The sequence below is a fragment of the Deinococcus detaillensis genome, from assembly GCF_007280555.1.
In the GTDB taxonomy this organism is placed as follows: Bacteria; Deinococcota; Deinococci; order Deinococcales; family Deinococcaceae; genus Deinococcus; species Deinococcus detaillensis.
On the sequence record NZ_VKDB01000014.1, the window covers coordinates 67,811 to 84,817 of the forward strand.

A 17,007-nucleotide genomic window follows, 5' to 3' on the forward strand; every position below is an offset into this window, starting at 1 on the left:
TTCATTCCTCTCCGATTCGCTCCACGGCCAAGACTTCCCGCGCCACGGTCAAAAAGGCCCGCACCACCGGGTTGCCTTCTTGCCTGCGCCACACCGCCACGATGTCCACCACCGGAGCGCCCTCAATGATCCGGTAGGTGACGCCGGGCAGCGAAACGCGCTGAAAAAACCGGATCGGCAAAAACACCCCGATGCCCGCCGCCACCAAAGACAGCAAGGTGGGCACTTCGATGGCTTCCTGCACGATGCGCGGGGTGTAGCCCGCCGCAGCGCACCAGCGCATGACCTGGTCGTAATACGTCGCGCGGATCTGGCGCGGAAAAAACACGAACGGCTCGTCTTTGAAATCGCTGATGTTCAGACGTTCTCGCTGCGCCAGCGGGTGCGAGCTCGGCAGCGCCACCACCAAGTCTTGCCGCCACAGCGCTTCGGCCACGAAACTGGGATCGCGCACCGGCAGCAGCATCAGTCCGATGTCGAGCTGGCTGCTGCGCAGGCCTTCTTCTTGTTCCTGGGCGGTGAGTTCGCGCAGCTCTACGCTGACATTCGGGTAGCGCTGCCGGAAGGTTCGCACCACTTCCGGCAAGCCGCCGAACACCAAGCCCGACACAAAGCCCAGCGTCAGCCGCCCGACTTCGCCCCGCGCCGCCCGCCGGGCGCGTTCGATCACTTTGTCGGCCTCGCCTAAGGTGGCCCGCGCCGCTTCCAAAAACTCTTTCCCGGCGGGGGTGAGCTGCACTTTGCGGGTGGTTCGCAGCACCAGCGGCACACCCACTTCGTCTTCTAAATTCTTGATGGAATTGGAAAGCGCTTGCTGCACCACGTAGACCCGCTCGGCGGCGCGGCCAAAGTGCTGCTCTTCAGCGAGGGCGACGAAGTGGCGCAGGTGGCGCAGTTCCATGAAGGTCTCCTATTTGGGCGTTTGCCGTTAGGAGCAGCGGCTCCGCCCGCTTCATCTTACCCCTCTCGGCTCCTTTCACCACTCAATTTGGTGAATGAAGGCTTTTGGTAGTGTTGGCAGGCGGCAATACGGAGCACTAGACTGGGAGGCGATCGAAAGCCAATATCGCCGTCTCTCGCCCATTTTGGAGGAAGTACGCATGACCCAGCCTCACCCCCGAGCCAAACTGCCCGCCACCGAGCGCGACAACCTCAATGAAATTGAAAAGCAGGAGTGGCTCGACTCACTGGCCTTCGTGATGGCCAACGCTGGCAACGAGCGGGCCGCACAACTCCTTGAAGACTTGGATTACTACGCTTACTTTCACGGCGCACCGATTCAGTTCAAGCAAAACACCCCTTACCTCAACACCATCGGCACCGAGCATCAGCCGGTTTATCCGGGTGACATTGCCTTGGAACTCAAAATCCGCAACATCATCCGCTGGAACGCGGTGGCGATGGTGGTCAAGGCCAACAAAAACAGCGAGGGCATCGGCGGGCACTTGGCCAGTTATGCCAGCACCGCCGAGCTATTGGAAGTCGGTTTCAATCACTTCTTCAGGGGCCACGGCGCAGGCCAGGACCGTGACCTGCTGTTTTATCAGGGCCATACTTCACCGGGTATCTACAGCCGCAGCTTTTTGGAGGGCCGTTTTGACGAGGGCCACCTCAACCGCTTTCGACGCGAGCTGAGCAAAGAAGGCCCCGGCCTTTCCAGCTACCCGCACCCGTGGCTGATGCCCGACTACTGGGAATTTCCGACGGTCAGCATGGGCCTCGGGCCGATTCAGGCAATTTATCAGGCCCGCTTCATTAAATACCTGGAAAACCGCAAGCTCAAGCCCGCCGGCGACGCCAAAGTCTGGGCCTTTTTGGGCGACGGCGAAATGGACGAGCCGCAGAGCATCGGGGCGCTGAGATTTGCCGCTTACGAGAACCTCGACAACCTGATCTTCGTGCTCAACGCCAACTTGCAGCGCCTCGACGGCCCAGTGCGGGCCAACTCCAAAGTCATTCAGGAGTTCGAGGCGCTGTTCCGGGGCGCGGGCTGGAACGTCATCAAAGTCGTCTGGGACGGCAAGTGGGACGAGCTGCTCAGCAAGGACTACAACGGCACCATCGTCAAGCGCTTCGAGCTGCTGGTCGACGGCGAGTCGCAGCGCTACGCGGCCTTCGGCGGCAAGGAACTGCGCGAGAATTTCTTCAACACCCCCGAACTCAAAGCCCTGATCGAGGGCTGGAGCGACGCCGACCTGGAGCTGCTCAACCGTGGCGGGCACGACGTCAACAAAGTCTACGCGGCGTATTCGTCGGCCATTCAGCACAAGGGCAGCCCCACCGTCATCATTGCCCGCACCATCAAGGGGTACGCGCTGGGCGAGAGCGCCATGGCCCGCAACGTCGCCCACAACGTCAAGAAGCTGGACTTCGGGGCGCTCAAAACGCTGCGCGACACCCTCAAATTGCCGCTCACCGACGATCAGGTCGAGCACCTGGACTACTACACCCCCGGCCCTAATTCACCGGAGGTCAAGTACATCTTGGAGCGCCGCGCCGCGCTGGGCGGGCAAATTCCGGCTCGCCACGTCGAGTACCAGATGCCCGAGGTGCCGGGACAGGACTTTTATCAGGAGTTCACCAAGGGCAGCGGCGAACGCGAGGTCAGCACCACCATGGCACTGGTGCAAGTCATCAGCAAATTGCTGCGCGACAAAGAACTGGGCAAACTGATCGTGCCGATTGTGCCGGATGAAGCCCGCACCTTCGGGATGGACGCGCTGGTGCCGCGCATCGGCATCTACTCGCCGCGTGGGCAGACCTACAAGCCGGTCGACAGCGGCTCGCTGATGGCGTACAAGGAATCCAAAGACGGGCAGATGCTCGAAGAAGGCATCACCGAAGACGGCGCGACGGCCTCTTGGATCGCGGCGGGAACGTCATATGCCACTCACGGTGTGCCGACCATTCCCTTTTACGTGTTCTACAGCATGTTCGGCCTCCAGCGCGTAGGCGACTTGATCTGGGCCGCCGCCGACCAAAAAGCCAAGGGCTTCCTGATCGGCGCAACCGCTGGGCGCACCACTTTGGCAGGCGAAGGCCTCCAGCACCAAGACGGCAACAGCCTCTTGCAAGGCTACGTGGTACCCAACCTGCGGATGTACGACCCGGCGTTTGCCTATGAGCTGGCCGCCATCGTGGAAGACGGCATCAAAAAGATGTACGTGGACGGCGAGGACGTTTTTTACTACATCATGGTGGACAACGAAAACGAGATTCAGCCTGCCGCGCCCGACATCGAGGGGCTGCATGACGCCATCGTCAAGGGCCTCTACCGTTTTCAGAAGTCCGAGAACAAAGCCAAATTGCGGGCCCAACTGCTGGCCAGTGGCCCGGCGATGGGCGCGGCGCAAGAAGCCGTCAAATTGCTCGAAGGTTACGGCGTGGCCGCCGACATCTGGAGCGTGACGAGTTACAAGCAGCTGCACCAAGAAGCGCTGGCCGTGCAGCGCCGCAACATGCTGCACCCCACCGCCACTCAGGAAGTCAGCTACGTGGCCCAGCAGCTCAGCAAAGACAACGCCCCCGGCGTGCTGGTGTCGGTCAGCGATTATGTCAAGCTCGGCGCGGACGGCCTCAACGGCCACCTCGACCGCAAGCTGTGGACGCTGGGCACCGACGGCTTTGGGCGCAGTGAAGCCCGTGCAGAGCTGCGCGACTTCTTTGAAGTGGACGCCAAACACGTCACGGTGATGGCGCTCTACGCCCTGCTGCGCGACGGCAAGGTCAAAGGCGAGGTGGTGGCCAAAGCCATCAGCGACTTCGGGATTGATCCTGAGCGGTTGGCTCCGGTGGTTCGCTAAAACTTGTCCCTCTGCTCCTATGAGCCCCTCTCCTTCAAGGGGAGGCGCCCCGTAGAAGCGGAGGGACACTACGCGGTTGCCCTTCCCCCACAACCCACACCCCAAAAGGAAGTCCCCATGCCAACAGAAATCAAACTCCCCGAAGTGGGCGACAACATCGAGCAGGGCACCGTCGTCAGCATTCTCGTTCAAGCTGGCGACACCATTGAAGCGGGTCAGGCCGTCATTGAAATCGAAACCGACAAAGCCGTGGTGGAAGTCCCCGCCGAAGCGGGCGGCACCGTGGCCGAAATTAAAGTCAAGGTGGGCGACAGCGTGCCGGTGGGCGGCGTCATTTTGACGTTAGGCGGTGACGCGACTCCCACTCAGGCCGTTCCTGCCGCTTCTCCCAGTCAAGGCGGCGGCGATGAGGCCATGCTGGTGGAATCCGCTCCAGTGGCCGTGCCCACCGCCGTGCAGCAGCCCACCCCCCAGCAGTCCGCGCCAGCCAGCCAAGCAAGCAGCGGCGCGGGGCAAGATGTGGTTTTGCCGGATGTGGGCGACAACATCGAGCAGGGCATCATCGTCAGCGTGCTGGTCAGCGCGGGCGACGATATTACTGAAGGGCAGGCGATCATGGAGCTGGAAACCGACAAAGCGGTGGTGGAAGTGCCGTCCAGCGCGGCGGGCAAAGTCGCTTCGGTGTCGGTCAAGGTGGGCGATTCGGTCAAAATCGGCGGCGTACTGCTGACCCTTGCCGGTGAAACTGGAGCGGGCAGCGCGGCTGCTCCGGCGCAAAGCGCACCTGCTCCGAGTGAGCAAGCTCCCACGCCCACTCAAACGAGCGCCGACAACATTACCGATCAGCCCAACTTGCCTCCCGCCGCCAGAACGGGCGGAGCCATCGGCTCAGTGGAGCCAGCGCCCGGCACCTACAACACCCAGACTTTTGACGGACGCGAGGTGGTTCACGCGGCTCCCAGCGTACGCCGCTTGGCCCGTGAACTCGGCGTCAACATCAAGTCGGTGCACGGTGCAGGCCCGGCAGGCCGCATCAGCGCTGAGGACGTGCAGCAAGCAGCCAAGGGCGGAGGCGGAGGCGGCGCACCCGTTCAGGCTGCTCAGGCCCAACCCGTTGCCCAGCCGGTTCAGTCTGCTGTCGCTGCTCAGGCTCCCGCTCCGCAAGCGGCCACCGCGCCCAGCGCCACCAAGTTGCCTGACTTTGCCAAATGGGGCACGGTGCGCCGCGAGGACATGTCGGGCATTCGCAAAGCCACCGTCCGCAGCATGAACGCTTCGACGAGCATTCCGATGGTCACGCACTTTGACAAAGCCGACGTGACCCGCATGGAAGAAGTCCGCAAGCAGTTCGGCGCAAGGGTAGAGAAAGCCGGCGGCAAGCTCACCATGACCCACATCCTGATGAAAGTGGTGGCCAACACCCTGCGTAAGTTCCCCAAATTCGGCGCGAGCTTGGACTTGGACAATCAGCAGGTCATCTACAAGGACTATGTCAACTTGGGCGTGGCCGTGGACACCCCCAACGGCCTACTGGTGCCGGTACTGAAAAATGCGGATCGCCTCAGCATCACCGAGATGGTGTTGGAGCTCAATGAATTGGCTGGACGCGCCCGTGACCGCAAGCTCAAGCCCGACGAAATGCAGGGCGCGACCTTTACTATCAGCAACCTCGGCGGCATCGGCGGTTACGCCTTCACGCCGATTGTCAACGCGCCGGAAGTCGCCATTCTGGGTGTTTCACGTGGCGGCTTCGAGCCGGTCTGGAACCGTGAGACCGAGTCGTTTGAACCGCGCAACATGCTGCCGCTCTCGCTCAGCTACGATCACCGCTTGATTGACGGTGCAGACGCGGCCCGCTTCGTTCGGGCGATTGCCGAGAGCTTAGAAGACCCGTTCTTGATTTCGTTGTAGAAGCCGCTCAATGATGGCTCCCGCTGAAGTTGGCGGGGGCTTTTTTTAACCAAACATTTGTGTAAAATAAGAATTATGAAGAAATTGTGGTTCGCTGCCAGTTTACTGCTCGCCTCCTGCGCTCCTACTCTGACCGCCGCCCCTACGCCCATAGCGGGTGAAGTCGTTGTAGAAGCAAATTTACCCACATTTACTTCTATCTCAGATCTTTTTACAGCTAGCAATAAGGCATTGTTGGGTGACACTGAATCCATAATATTGCTCTCGCTTCTTCCAAAAGGAGATGAAGGTTTAAATAATGAATCCAGAGCGGGTGTCAAAGGAATCACCACAGTGCAAGATTTATTTCTGAAAACGGACGAAGATTCTGCTATACCACCCAATTATAATACTTATTACGCTTCTCAGAAAGCCAAAGGGCCAAAGAGCGGTGGCGATTCTCTCAAAATGCTGAGTCAGCAGGGCGCTCCCGCTCATATCCAGACAACTTGGCAAGCCACCGAAATAAACGGCAAAAATACTATTGATCTGATCTGGGAAACCAAACCTTTAGGCGATAAGTTCCTGAGTGTTAAAATCGAAGCGTCAGCCACTGACCCAGCCATCAATGTCCGCGCTATTGAGGATAGATGGATAGGCGAGTTTCTCAAAAATCCCGGTATTAAACTGGTTGCCAGCGGACGTTAAGCCGTCCAAAGATTAAGCCCCCGCTAACGTTCGGCGGGGGGTTTTATGTTGATTTATCGGACAATCAGTCTAAAAAGCCTGCGCTACTTTCATACACACCCACCCCAGCACCATGCACGTCGGCAAAGTAATCACCCAAGCTGCGACGATGCGGCCTGCGACTTGCCAGCGCACCGCCTTGAAGCCTTTGGTGGCTCCCACACCCATAATGCTGGTGGAAATCACGTGGGTGGTGCTGACCGGAATGCCCAGAGCGCTGGCTCCCTCGATGATTGCGGCGGCGCTCATTTCGGCCACGAAGCCGTCAATCGGGCGCAGTTCCACCACCCCAAAGCCCATGGTTTTGATGATTCGCCAGCCGCCCACCGCCGTGCCGAGGCCCATGGCCGCAGCCGCCGCCAGAATAATCCACAGCGGCACATGGTCAGGTTGGGTGCCGAGGTAGGCCGAGACCGCCAGCGTCATGATGCCCATGGTTTTTTGGGCGTCGTTGCCACCGTGACTGTAAGCCATAAACGCCGCCGACAAAATCTGCAAGCGCCCGAACACCCGCGTGACAGTGCGGGGGCGCATCCGGCGGGCAATGAGCCACACCACCAAGAACATCAGCAAAATGGGAATCAGAAAACCCAGAACCGGCGAGGTCACCAGGCCCGCCAGCGTTTTGTTGACGCCTTTGGGAATCACCGCCGCCCAGCCGCCCGCCGCCACGCCAGCGCCCACCAAACTAAACACCAGCGCGTGGCTGCTGCTGCTGGGAATGCCCTTCCACCACGTCAGCAAATTCCAGATGATGGCGCTGACCAGCGCGGCGGCCACCAGCGTCAGCGAGGCGACGTCGGGGGCGATAATGTCTTTGTAAACCGTTTTGGCCACAGCGGTGCCGGTCAGCGCTCCGACGACGTTGAGCACGGCGGCCATAGCAATCGCCTGAGCGGGCGTCAGCACTTTGGTGGCAATTGACGTGGCGATGGCGTTGGCGGTGTCGTGAAAGCCGTTGATGAAATCGAAGACCAGCGCCAGGGCAATGATGCCGACGAGAGCAAGCAGCGCGGTGGTCATCAAGCGTTTTTGAGCAGAATGTTTTCGACCGTCTTGGCAACCCGCTGGGCCTGATCCGAGGCGTCTTCGAGGAGCGAGATGATTTCCCCGGCTCTGGTGGCCTGAATCATCTGCTGCACGTCCGTCACGCCGTCATACAGCGCGGCCTGCGCGGCGTCGCTGATGGTGTCGCCGTCATCTTCTAAGGTGCGGACTTCGGTGGCCAGCGCGGCCAGCTCCGGCACCCGCTTTTTGTCTTCGATCAGCGGCATGGCTTTGGCCAGCACCACGCACTGGCGCTCCACCACTTCGGCGAGTCGGCGCATGGCGTCTGTCGGGGCAACTTTGTAAAGCCACAGCTTGCGGCCTGCTTCTTCGATAAAGTCGGTCAGATCATCAAGCTCGGCGTTCAAACTAATAATGTCTTCGCGGTCAAACGGTACGATAAACGAATCGATCAGCATCTGGGTGACCTGTCCCGCCAAGCTGTCTCCAGCGTGCTCCAAGTCGCGCAGGGTAGTGACATGCCCGCTGAGGTCGCCGGACGCAGACAGCAGGGTGAGCAGTGCGTGGGCAGTCTGCTGGGCATTTTGGGCCTGTGCGGCGAACAGCTCACCGAATTTCTCGTTCTTGGGCATGAAGCGTGATAAAACCATGACTTAAGCTAGCGGTTTTGCCCCTCCAAATGTCAGTCTTTTATCAGATGAGGCCAGCGGCGCTGCGCTTCATGGCCGGACTCACGGCAGCTTGACCCGCCAGTCCTGACTTTCCCAGTTTTGTCCTGAGCGCCGCGTGAAGTGCAGCTCTCCCTTACCCGCCAACTCCTGCGCCGTGAACTTGACTTGCCACAGTCCGAAGGCGTCCAGAGCGGCCTCGCGGTCTTGGACGCCCGTCCACTGCTGAGCGTCCCCGAAACCGAAGTGCAGCGTAAACGGCTGGTTGCCCTGAATGCACAAGTCCAGATTTGCAGTCAGCTCAAAGACCGGCGCGTTGGTCGTCCAAAACGTGACTTTGGGCGCGGGAGTGGCGACCAGGTAGCGGTCTCGCACGGCGTCCAGCGCTTCGTAAGGCTGCTGGTGCTGCCGCGCCCACAAGAGCTTGATGAACTCGGCGTGCGCCCACACCAGCGGCATGGCGCTGCCCGCCGGTTTGCCGGGCTCAAACAGCTTGACGGGAGCGGTGTCCCAGACTTGCTCAGGAAAAAGGCCGCCGTCGCCGCTGGACTTCATCATGGCCGCCAAATACTCATCCGCCGATCCACCGGACAACACCGCCAGATGCCCGCGCTCACCAGTGAGTAAGGGCCAGGGCCGCCCAATACCGTCGTTCTGGCCCAAAAAGGGGCCGCCGTCAGCAGTGTTGCCATAGCCGTCGTGCTGATAGCGGTAATACAGCGGGCCGCTGGGCGTCTCACAGCGCAGTTCGCCGTCCACCACTTTGAGGCTGTTTTGAATGCGCGGATCGGCGGCGTTTCTCATGCCCATCCTGACCAGATACCCGAAATCCAAGCTGACCAACTCGCCCGCTTTGACGGTGATATTGGCGGTGTTGGCAATAGTTACGTCTTGCTGGCCGGGGTGCTCGGCGGCCTGCGGCGCGATGCGGATGTAGTAGCCGTCCACGCCGTACTTGGCGGCCAGGGGGGCGTCGTCCCCGCTCACGTAACACCAGCCTTCCAAACGGGCGTTCCAGTCGTCGGCGATGGCCAGAGCGGTTTGGGCTTCCTCGGCGCTCAGCCAAGGCACTGCCGCCACCAATCCGGCGATCATGATGGCCAGGGTGTAGGCGCTGACGCCGCTGTTTTCCTCCCAGCGGTCTTCCTGACTGACTGGGCCGTGCCGCGCCAGATACCCGGCTGCCCTTTGCGCCGCCCACTCCAAAGCGCTGCGGGTGAAGTTGTCGTCTTGTTCGAGGTCACGCAGCTTGGCCATCAAGATCAGCACGAAGGCGGTTTCGTCGAGCTGATCGCCCGACCAGTACGGCTCACCGTTGGGATACAGATTTTGCGGCCAGTGTCCATCCGGCGACTGCGCGGCCAGCAGATAATTGAGGCTGCGAACCGCGTCGTTGACCTGCCCAACGGCCAACAGTGCGGTGGCGGCCTCGACCATGTCGCGGGGCCACACCAGATGGTAGCCGCCCAAACTGCTGTGGGCCTGCCCGAACGGCACGCTGAGGCTGGCCACAATCGCGCCGGAAAAATCGCTGCCTTCGTGCACCCGAATGACTTGGGCGCTCAGGCGGGCGCGGGCTGTTTCGGCGTCGCCCGCGCTCGGCAGCCTCAGGCGCGAAGTCCAGGTTTGCCAAGTCGCCAAAAATTCTTCCCGCTGCAAGGCGTAGGGGCGCTGGAGACTGCTACGGGCGTGAATGGCCGCGCCCGCCGCGTGATGAGCAAAGGCCAGCGCCAGCGTGCCGCGCGGCTGAGTCAGTTCGGCCATCAGCGCCACGTTGCCGTGTTCGGCTTTGCCGTATTGCCAGGTCATTTCGCCGTTCTGGTTAAAGTCTTGCCAACCGTCGCTGACGCCCACAAATCCGGCGCTGGTTTTGCCGAAATCACCATCGGCCAAAAAGGCCAGAGAAGCGTCACCTTGCTGAGCGTACAGCACGCCGCCTTCTATCCAAGCGGTGTTGTCTTCGCCGGAGTCGGCCAAGTGCGGAGCCAGCAGCGCGTAGAGCGTGCCGCCGCTCAACTCATAGCGGATCAGCAGCGAGTCGTTTTCTACCGACGGCATGATTTCCAGCTTGAGGCTGAAGGCGGGGTCACGTGCCAGGCGGTGTTCAATGCTGATCAGCGGGCCGTCTTCGTGGGGCGTCAGGCTGTAGATGCAGTCACGCTTGATGTCCACCCAGCCGTCAGCGGTCTTGACGATAAAGGTCAAATCGCGGACTTGCGGCTCACCGCTTGACGGCCAGTAAACTTCATTGACCACGCCGTAGCCGACAGCGGCCCGCACCCGTCCGCCGCCGAGTGCGCCGGTCACGGCGTCTTTGTCGCTGCTCGTCCAAGACGGTTTGAGGCCGGGGCGTCCGGGGGCTTCGGCGGCGTGCGGCTGAGGGTGGGCGCTGGGGTGAGACATGGTTCCTCCAATGTAGACCTCTAAGCTCAAGCGCGGTTATCACAGTGAAGTGAAATCGGCGGGCAAAGCTACCGAACACGCAACTTTTTGAGCGCCCGGTGCATACTCGGAGGTGATATGGATCCCGATTCCAAACAACCCTCACCCAAAGCCGCTTGGATGCCCAGCGTGGCCGCCGAAACACTCAAAAGCTCGGAGCGGCAGCTTCCCGGTGGGCGGTACGGACGGGCTGGACTCAACGTGATCTTCTGGCTTTATCTAGGAGCGCAGATGACACTCGAAGCCAAGAATCCGCTCATGCGGTGGGGCTTTCTGGGTTTGTGGCTCGTCTCCGGCCTTATTCTAGTAGCGCGTTGGCGCTGGGAGCAAGAACACCCAGAACAACGCTCTCCGTTGGATTTTCAGTTCATGTGGAAATATTTGGCCTTCATGGTCATCTGGACAGGGCTTTTGCTCTTGGTTGACAGCTTTTATTCTGGTGGGCAGCGCTCAGACTTGCGCGTGCCGTTGGTGGGCCTGCTGCTCGGCAGCTTAATCTGGCTCGTTCAGTCATGGCATCGGCGCCCCACTCAAGGCCCGTAACGCCGCTCAGTCGGCAGTTCGGCTCCGTCGTGAATGGCCTGCGCCACTTGTTTGGCCAGCGGGAAATCCACCGCCGCGTACCAAGCTTCTTCCATCACGCCATTCCTCGTGTGGTAACAAGTCATCACCGGCCCGGATTTGCAGCCGCCCAGGCAGCCGGATTCGGTCAGACGGACACTGCCGCCCGCCTTGTAGTAGGCGAGCTTGTCTTGCTCAAGCGCGTTCCAGACAGCGCGGTAAAGGAGATCGGAGCCGCGAGCTTTGCAGTTGCTGTTCTGACAGATCAGCAGGTGGCCGGTGGTGGGAAAATAGCGTGGGGCAGACATAGGCTCCTGAGCTTACAGGTTCGCGCCCTCCCCGTTGCCCTGACTTGTGACAAAGTGACGGCGCTAGAGTAAGTCCATGCCGCTCCGTAGCCTCCTGCTCGCCCTGATGATCACTTTTATCTGGGGTGTCAATTTCGTCGTCATCAAACTCAGCGTCAGTGAAGCGCCGCCGCTGCTGGTGGCCGCCTTGCGGTTTGCCCTCGCCGCGCTGCCTGCCATCTTTTTTATTCCGCGTCCCCAGATGCGTTGGCAAACTTTTTTGGGCTACGGCCTCGCGGTGGGCGTGATGCAGTTCGGTCTGCTATATTTGGCTATTCAGCTCGGCCTCAGCGCTGGACTGGCGAGTTTGCTGATGCAGATGCAGGCCTTTTTTACAGCGATGCTGGCGGCTTTCTTGTGGCGCGAGCGGCTGCCCGCCAACCAGATCGCGGGGATAGCGCTGGCCTTTACGGGCATGGCGGTCATCGGTTTGCTGGCCGATCACCACACCAGCATCGTTGGCTTGGTTCTGGTCTTGGTCGCCGCTCTCGGCTGGGCCATCAGCAACGTGCTGGTCAAGTCGGCGGGCAAAGCCAATATGCTCAGCTTGGTGGTGTGGTCGGCGCTGATTCCGCCGGTTCCCCTGACCCTGATGACCGGCCTGACCAGCGGCTGGGCCAGCATAGGTCACACGCTGACGCAGAGCAGCCTCGGCTTTTGGGCGGCGGTGGCCTTCATGGGGTACTTCAACACGGTGCTGGGCTTCGGTGTTTGGAATTGGCTCATTCAGCAGCACGGAGCCAGCCGCGTCGCGCCGCTGTCGCTCTTGGTGCCGGTGTTCGGAATGGTCAGCAGCGCTCTGTATTTTCAAGAAACCTTTCCGCCACTCAAGGTACTGGGGGCCGTGTTGGTGTTCGTGGGCTTGTTGGTGCATGTCTTTGGGGGCCGGATCGTGGAGCGCTGGAAGGTGCAGGGCGTGGAGGCCTGAGTCATACTAGACGCGCTCGAACCGCAGGAGAGCAGCGCGGCGAGAAGAGTTTTAAAGCCACTCCACGAAGAAGCGCTTGAACCGGCCTTCCGGGACGAAACGCAGCAACCACCGGCCCAGCGCCGTGAGCAACACGAACGTCGCCGCCACACTGACCAGAGCAATCGGCAACTTCCTCAAAAAGTCCGCCGTCCCCGAACTCAGTGACAGCACCACCGCCGTGATGACTATCGCCACCCAGTGCCAACCCGAAACACACAGAAAATGCATCTCTCCAGCTTAGCCCTCCGGCACCACCACCAAGCGCCCTCCGTGCCGAATCACGTCTACCTGCACGCCGTAGACCGCTGCCAAATGCTGGGGCGTCAGCACGCTTTCGGCGCTGCCCTGCGCCACCACTCGCCCTTGATGCAGCAGCAGCAGGTGATCGGCGCGGGCGGCCAAGTTGAGGTCGTGCAGCACCGCCACCACGCCCAGGCCGCTCCCCGCTTCTTGCCGCAGCGTTTCGATCAAGTTCAGCGCGTAGGCCAGATCGAGGTGGTTGGTCGGTTCGTCCAGCAGCAAGAACTGTGGATTGGCAGCCAGAGCGCGGGCCAATGACACGCGCTGCTGCTCGCCGCCCGACAATTCGGCCACCGCTCTATCGGCAAAGTGGGCGGTGTCGGTGCGCTGCATGGCGCGGTCGATGGCCTGTTCATCATCCAAGCTGAGACTGCCCAAAGACAGCGGATGGTGCGGAAACAGTCCCCACAACCACTCGCCCGCTCCGCGCCCCAGCGCCACCACGTCGCGCACTTTGGTTTCGGTGGGCAGCGCTTCCGTTTGGGCCAAATACGCCAGCGAGCGGGCACGTTCACGGCGCGAGTAGTCCGGCAAAGCGCGGCCCTGATACTGGACTTCGCCGCTCTGCACCGGCGTCAGGCCCGCCAGCGCCCGCATCAGCGTGGACTTGCCCGCTCCGTTTGGCCCGATGATGGCCGAGAAGAGCCCGCGTTCAAAAGCGGCGCTGACTTGCTTCACCGCCAGCAGATCGCCTGCCTTGACCGAGAGGTTGAGTGCTTCCAGCATTATGTTTTTTGCCGCCTAAGCAGATAAAGGAAAAACGGGCCGCCCAGCAAAGTCGTGACCACACCCACCGGCAACTCGGCGGGGCGGGTCAGGGTGCGGGCCAGCAAGTCCGACAAGACCAGCAGGGTGCCGCCCGCCACTGCCGAAACAGGCAGCAGCACCCGGTAGTCCGCGCCCCACAGCCGCCGCACCAGATGGGGCGTGACCAATCCCACGAAGCCGATAATGCCCGCGTAACTGACCGCTCCCGCCGTGCAGAGGCTCGCGGCGATGATGACCAGCAGACGCAGGCGCTCGACCGGCAAGCCCAAACTGCGGGCCGTCAGGTCTCCGAGTTGCAAGGTGTTGAGGGCTTTGGACAGCAGCAGCAGCACCCCGCCACCGATCAGCACGTAGGGCAGCAGGCGGCCCACCTGCGGCCAGCCCGCGAAGGCCAGATTGCCCAGCGTGAAGGCAAAGACCTGACGGATGCGGTCTTCGCTTTGCAGCAGCAAGTAAGTGGTGAAGGCCGTGAGGATGCTGCCCACCACCACGCCAGCCAGAATTAAGCGGGCGGGCGGCAAGCGGCCACCTTCGCGGGCAATCGCCAGCGCGATAAAGACGCTCAGCAGCGCCCCCGAGAGGGCAAACAGCGGCAGCCACAAGGTCGTCAGCCCCAGCGCGATCACCAGCGTCGCGCCCAGCCCCGCGCCACTTGCCACGCCCATCAGGTAGGGGTCGGCCAACGGGTTGCGGAAAACGGCTTGAAAGGCCCCGCCGCTCACAGCCAATGCCGCGCCCACCAAAAAGCCCAGCGCCACACGCGGCAATCTCAGTTGCCAAACGATCACGTCGTTGCCACTCAGTTCGGCTCCGCTCAGCCCATGCCTGATGGCCTGCAGGGTTTCGGCGGGCGAGATAGGGACGCTGCCGAGGCCGACAGCCAGCAGGGCAGTCACGAGGGCGGCGGCGAGCAGCAGCAGGGTGGGGAGAGAGATGAGCGCCAGACGACGAGAAACTGTAATCGCTGCGCTCACTTCACTCCCTCTCCTGCGGCTCTGCACCCGTCCCGACCTTACTTGAACAGTTCAGGATGCACCACTTTGGCCAGCCCTGCCAGCGCCTGCGGCAAACGTGGCCCCGGACGGGAAAGGAGCTGATCGAGCGCTTTGTCTTCCACCACACGGCCCAGCTTGACGGCGGGAATGGTGTTCCAGCCGGGGCGGGCTTTAGCGGCAGCGAGGTTCATTCCAAAAATAAACTGCGGGGCCGACTTGACCACCAATTCAGGGCTGATCTTGGGAAAGTCGCCCAAGCTGGCCGGAATGATATTGATGGCCCCCGCTTTGGTCAGCAGCACGCCGATAAAGGAGTTGGGGCCAACCGTGTAGGGCGTGGGGTCAATTTCGTAATAAGCGGTCGGCTTTTTAACGGCGTTCTTGGTTAAGATTTCAACTTTGGCGATGTCGCGGCGCATCTGAATGACCAGCGCTTTGGCCTGCGCTTCCCGGTTGATTATTTTGCCCAGGATTATTGTTTTGGAAAACACTTCTTCATAGGTTTCAGGATTGACCGCCACTACAGTGATTCCGGCATTGGTCAGCGGCTGAATCAGGTCGCCGTATTTGCTGACGATCACGATGTCGGGCCGGAGGGCCACCACCGCTTCGATGTTGGGCTGGTACAAATTGCCGACTTTGGGCAACTTGGTGACTTGGGCGGGAAAGTCGCTGTATTCGTCGACGCCCACCAATTTGCCGCAGCCGCCGATGGCGCACAGCGTTTCAGAATCGCTGGGCAAAAAGCTGACGATCCGCATCGGCTCAGCCTTCAGCGTGACTTTGCGGCCCAGATCGTCGGTGAGGGTCAGCGGGTAAGAAGTGGCGTGGGCAGCGCCAAGCAGCGCGGAACTGAGAAAGAACACTTTGTTCATGAGGAGTCCTCCTCCCCAACCGAAAAGCCGCCCCACCGAAGTGATATCGGGGGCGGAAATAAGCGTCCAGCCGTATGTTTGCTACAGGCCGAGCGTTTCCCTTTCCGCGAGGGGTTAGCTGCATCAGTCAGCCCTGCGCGGGCCGCTGCGGCGAGGCAGGCATTCGGACTCGGAAGGCCGTGCTCACGCGTGTTCGGCTTCCTTACCGCTGCGCGACAGTGCCGGAATGGGCCAAACAGGCCGTCACCGGGCTTCCCCTGCGCTCACTGCCCTCAGTCTACACCGCCGCTCGCCCTACACCTTGACCCGTACCAACTCAGCGGCTAGGCTAAGCAGATGTCGCCCCGCGCCGGTACACTTTCGCCGTTTATGCAACGCGGGGCCGCGCTGACTGCTTAAAGTCCAGCGCCCGTTGTCCCGCTTGTATGTCATTGCAGGCGGGGCTTTTTTTGTGCCGCACCCAGACCGAACGAGGAGAAGTATGCAAGAACAAGCACTGCAAGAAATTGCCGCCGCCGCTGACGTCGAGGCGCTGCAACAGGTCAAGACCAAATACGTGGGCAAGTCCGGCCTCGTCACCAAGGAACTCGGCAGCCTCGGCAAGCTGCCGCCCGACGAGCGCAAGGCACGCGGGGCCGAGATCAACGCAGTGCGGGCCGCCTTAGACAGCGCCCTGACCGAGCGCGAGACGGTGCTGAAACGCGCCGCGCTGGACGCCCGCTTGGCTTCGGAAGCGATTGACGTGACCCTGCCGGGCTTGAATCTGCCCGCTGGCGGCCTGCATCCGATCACCCGCGTGTACGACGATTTGATTGAGATTTTCACCCGGCTGGGCTACGACACGGTGGAAGGGCCGGAAGTGGAAGACGAGCACCACAACTTCGAGGCGCTCAACGTGCCCTGGTATCACCCGGCCCGCGACCTCCAGGACACCTTCTGGCTAGAAGACGGCAGACTACTCAGGACCCACACCTCCCCGATGCAGATTCGCTACATGGTGGATCACACGCCGCCCCTCAAGATCGTGGCACGCGGTAAGGTCTACCGTTACGAGGCCACCGACGCCACCCACGAGGCCATGTTTCACCAACTCGAAGGCCTAGTGGTGGGCGACGGCATCAAGATGAGCGACCTCAAGGGCACGGTGGCCGAGATGGCTCGGGGACTGTTCGGGGCGCGGGCCAAAGTCCGCTTTCAACCGAGCTACTACCCCTTCACCGAGCCGGGAGCCGACTTCGCGGTGTGGTGGGAAAACCCACGTGGCGAGAGCAAGTGGCTGGAGCTGGGCGGCTGCGGCATGGTGCATCCGAACGTGTTTAAGGCCGTGAACGATCTGCGCGAGGCGGCGGGCAAGGAGCGCATCTACGAGGGCAAGACTGGCTTTGCCTTCGGGCTGGGGCCGGAGCGGATCGCCATGCTCAAGTACGGCATTCCTGACATCCGCTACTTCTACGCCAACGACCCGAAGGTGATCGGGCAGTTTCGGGGAACGTTGGGGTGAGTGAGGATACAGCGGAATTGGCACGGCAAGAAGCCGCATGGCAGCGGAAGATGGAACAGATTCGTGCCGAGATGACTGCTTACGCCGCTGAAGTCGCGGGAACGATGGATGATCTTAACTCTGACTTTGAAG

15 protein-coding genes and 1 riboswitch are annotated in these 17,007 nt (G+C 61.3%); of the genes, 6 read left to right on the plus strand and 9 right to left on the minus strand.

What is annotated here, in order from left to right; genetic code table 11:
* Position 1: 1 nt before the first annotated feature.
* A complete protein-coding gene (locus FNU79_RS12570) occupies positions 2 to 901 on the minus strand; it encodes a LysR family transcriptional regulator (protein ID WP_143721166.1) in 900 nt (299 codons plus the stop codon).
* Positions 902 to 1,100: 199 nt separating this feature from the next.
* Between FNU79_RS12570 and aceE the strand changes: the two genes are divergently transcribed.
* The 3 genes from aceE (at position 1,101) to FNU79_RS12585 (ending at position 6,401) form a co-directional block, all read left to right on the plus strand.
* Positions 1,101 to 3,803 carry a pyruvate dehydrogenase (acetyl-transferring), homodimeric type gene (gene aceE, locus FNU79_RS12575; protein WP_143721167.1) on the plus strand — a complete coding sequence of 901 codons (2,703 nt, stop codon included), beginning with the start codon at positions 1,101 to 1,103 and terminating at the stop codon, positions 3,801 to 3,803.
* A gap of 117 nt (positions 3,804 to 3,920) precedes the next feature.
* Entirely contained in the window at positions 3,921 to 5,714 is a 1,794-nt protein-coding gene (aceF, locus tag FNU79_RS12580; protein ID WP_143721168.1) for a dihydrolipoyllysine-residue acetyltransferase, read from the plus strand.
* 75 nt (positions 5,715 to 5,789) lie between these two features.
* Entirely contained in the window at positions 5,790 to 6,401 is a 612-nt protein-coding gene (locus FNU79_RS12585; RefSeq protein ID WP_143721169.1) for a hypothetical protein, read from the plus strand.
* Between the two features lie 69 nt (positions 6,402 to 6,470).
* Here FNU79_RS12585 and FNU79_RS12590 read toward each other — a convergent pair whose 3' ends face one another.
* From FNU79_RS12590 to FNU79_RS12600, 3 genes are all read right to left on the minus strand, one after another.
* Positions 6,471 to 7,463 carry an inorganic phosphate transporter gene (locus FNU79_RS12590; RefSeq protein WP_143721170.1) on the minus strand — a complete coding sequence of 331 codons (993 nt, stop codon included), beginning with the start codon at positions 7,461 to 7,463 and terminating at the stop codon, positions 6,471 to 6,473.
* Positions 7,463 to 8,098 carry a DUF47 domain-containing protein gene (locus FNU79_RS12595; RefSeq protein WP_143721171.1) on the minus strand — a complete coding sequence of 212 codons (636 nt, stop codon included), beginning with the start codon at positions 8,096 to 8,098 and terminating at the stop codon, positions 7,463 to 7,465. The genes FNU79_RS12590 and FNU79_RS12595 overlap by 1 nt, the downstream gene beginning before the upstream one ends.
* 81 nt (positions 8,099 to 8,179) lie before the next feature.
* On the minus strand, positions 8,180 to 10,519 hold the full coding sequence (locus FNU79_RS12600) for a glycoside hydrolase family 15 protein (RefSeq protein WP_143721172.1): 2,340 nt from the start codon (positions 10,517 to 10,519) through the stop codon (positions 8,180 to 8,182).
* A 270-nt stretch (positions 10,520 to 10,789) separates the two neighbouring features.
* Between FNU79_RS12600 and FNU79_RS12605 the strand changes: the two genes are divergently transcribed.
* Complete coding sequence (locus FNU79_RS12605; RefSeq protein WP_143721173.1) at positions 10,790 to 11,101, plus strand: hypothetical protein; 312 nt, start codon at positions 10,790 to 10,792, stop codon at positions 11,099 to 11,101.
* On the opposite strand, the gene FNU79_RS12610 is transcribed toward FNU79_RS12605, so the two are convergent.
* Entirely contained in the window at positions 11,089 to 11,427 is a 339-nt protein-coding gene (locus FNU79_RS12610; protein ID WP_143721174.1) for an NAD(P)H-dependent oxidoreductase subunit E, read from the minus strand. The genes FNU79_RS12605 and FNU79_RS12610 overlap by 13 nt on opposite strands.
* 76 nt (positions 11,428 to 11,503) lie before the next feature.
* Here FNU79_RS12610 and FNU79_RS12615 point away from each other — a divergent pair, with 76 nt between their 5' ends.
* Positions 11,504 to 12,394 (plus strand): EamA family transporter, encoded by an 891-nt coding sequence (locus FNU79_RS12615; protein ID WP_143721175.1) that lies wholly within the window; start codon positions 11,504 to 11,506, stop codon positions 12,392 to 12,394.
* A 51-nt stretch (positions 12,395 to 12,445) separates the two neighbouring features.
* On the opposite strand, the gene FNU79_RS12620 is transcribed toward FNU79_RS12615, so the two are convergent.
* The 4 genes from FNU79_RS12620 to FNU79_RS12635 are packed head-to-tail and all read right to left on the minus strand — an operon-like array spanning position 12,446 to position 15,374.
* On the minus strand, positions 12,446 to 12,664 hold the full coding sequence (locus FNU79_RS12620; protein ID WP_143721176.1) for a hypothetical protein: 219 nt from the start codon (positions 12,662 to 12,664) through the stop codon (positions 12,446 to 12,448).
* Between the two features lie 9 nt (positions 12,665 to 12,673).
* Positions 12,674 to 13,462: an ABC transporter ATP-binding protein gene (locus FNU79_RS12625; protein ID WP_143721177.1), complete on the minus strand. Its 789-nt coding sequence runs from the start codon at positions 13,460 to 13,462 to the stop codon at positions 12,674 to 12,676.
* Positions 13,462 to 14,478: a FecCD family ABC transporter permease gene (locus tag FNU79_RS12630; protein ID WP_225430054.1), complete on the minus strand. Its 1,017-nt coding sequence runs from the start codon at positions 14,476 to 14,478 to the stop codon at positions 13,462 to 13,464. The genes FNU79_RS12625 and FNU79_RS12630 overlap by 1 nt, the downstream gene beginning before the upstream one ends.
* Positions 14,479 to 14,516: 38 nt before the next feature.
* The gene (locus tag FNU79_RS12635) at positions 14,517 to 15,374 is read right to left on the minus strand and encodes an ABC transporter substrate-binding protein (RefSeq protein ID WP_143721178.1); all 858 of its coding nucleotides are present in this window, start codon (positions 15,372 to 15,374) and stop codon (positions 14,517 to 14,519) included.
* Positions 15,375 to 15,511: 137 nt separating this feature from the next.
* Positions 15,512 to 15,693, minus strand: a riboswitch (cobalamin riboswitch).
* Between the two features lie 162 nt (positions 15,694 to 15,855).
* On the opposite strand from FNU79_RS12635, the gene pheS reads away from it, so the two are divergent.
* Complete coding sequence (gene pheS, locus FNU79_RS12640) at positions 15,856 to 16,875, plus strand: phenylalanine--tRNA ligase subunit alpha (protein WP_143721179.1); 1,020 nt, start codon at positions 15,856 to 15,858, stop codon at positions 16,873 to 16,875.
* Positions 16,876 to 17,007 lie beyond the last annotated feature (132 nt).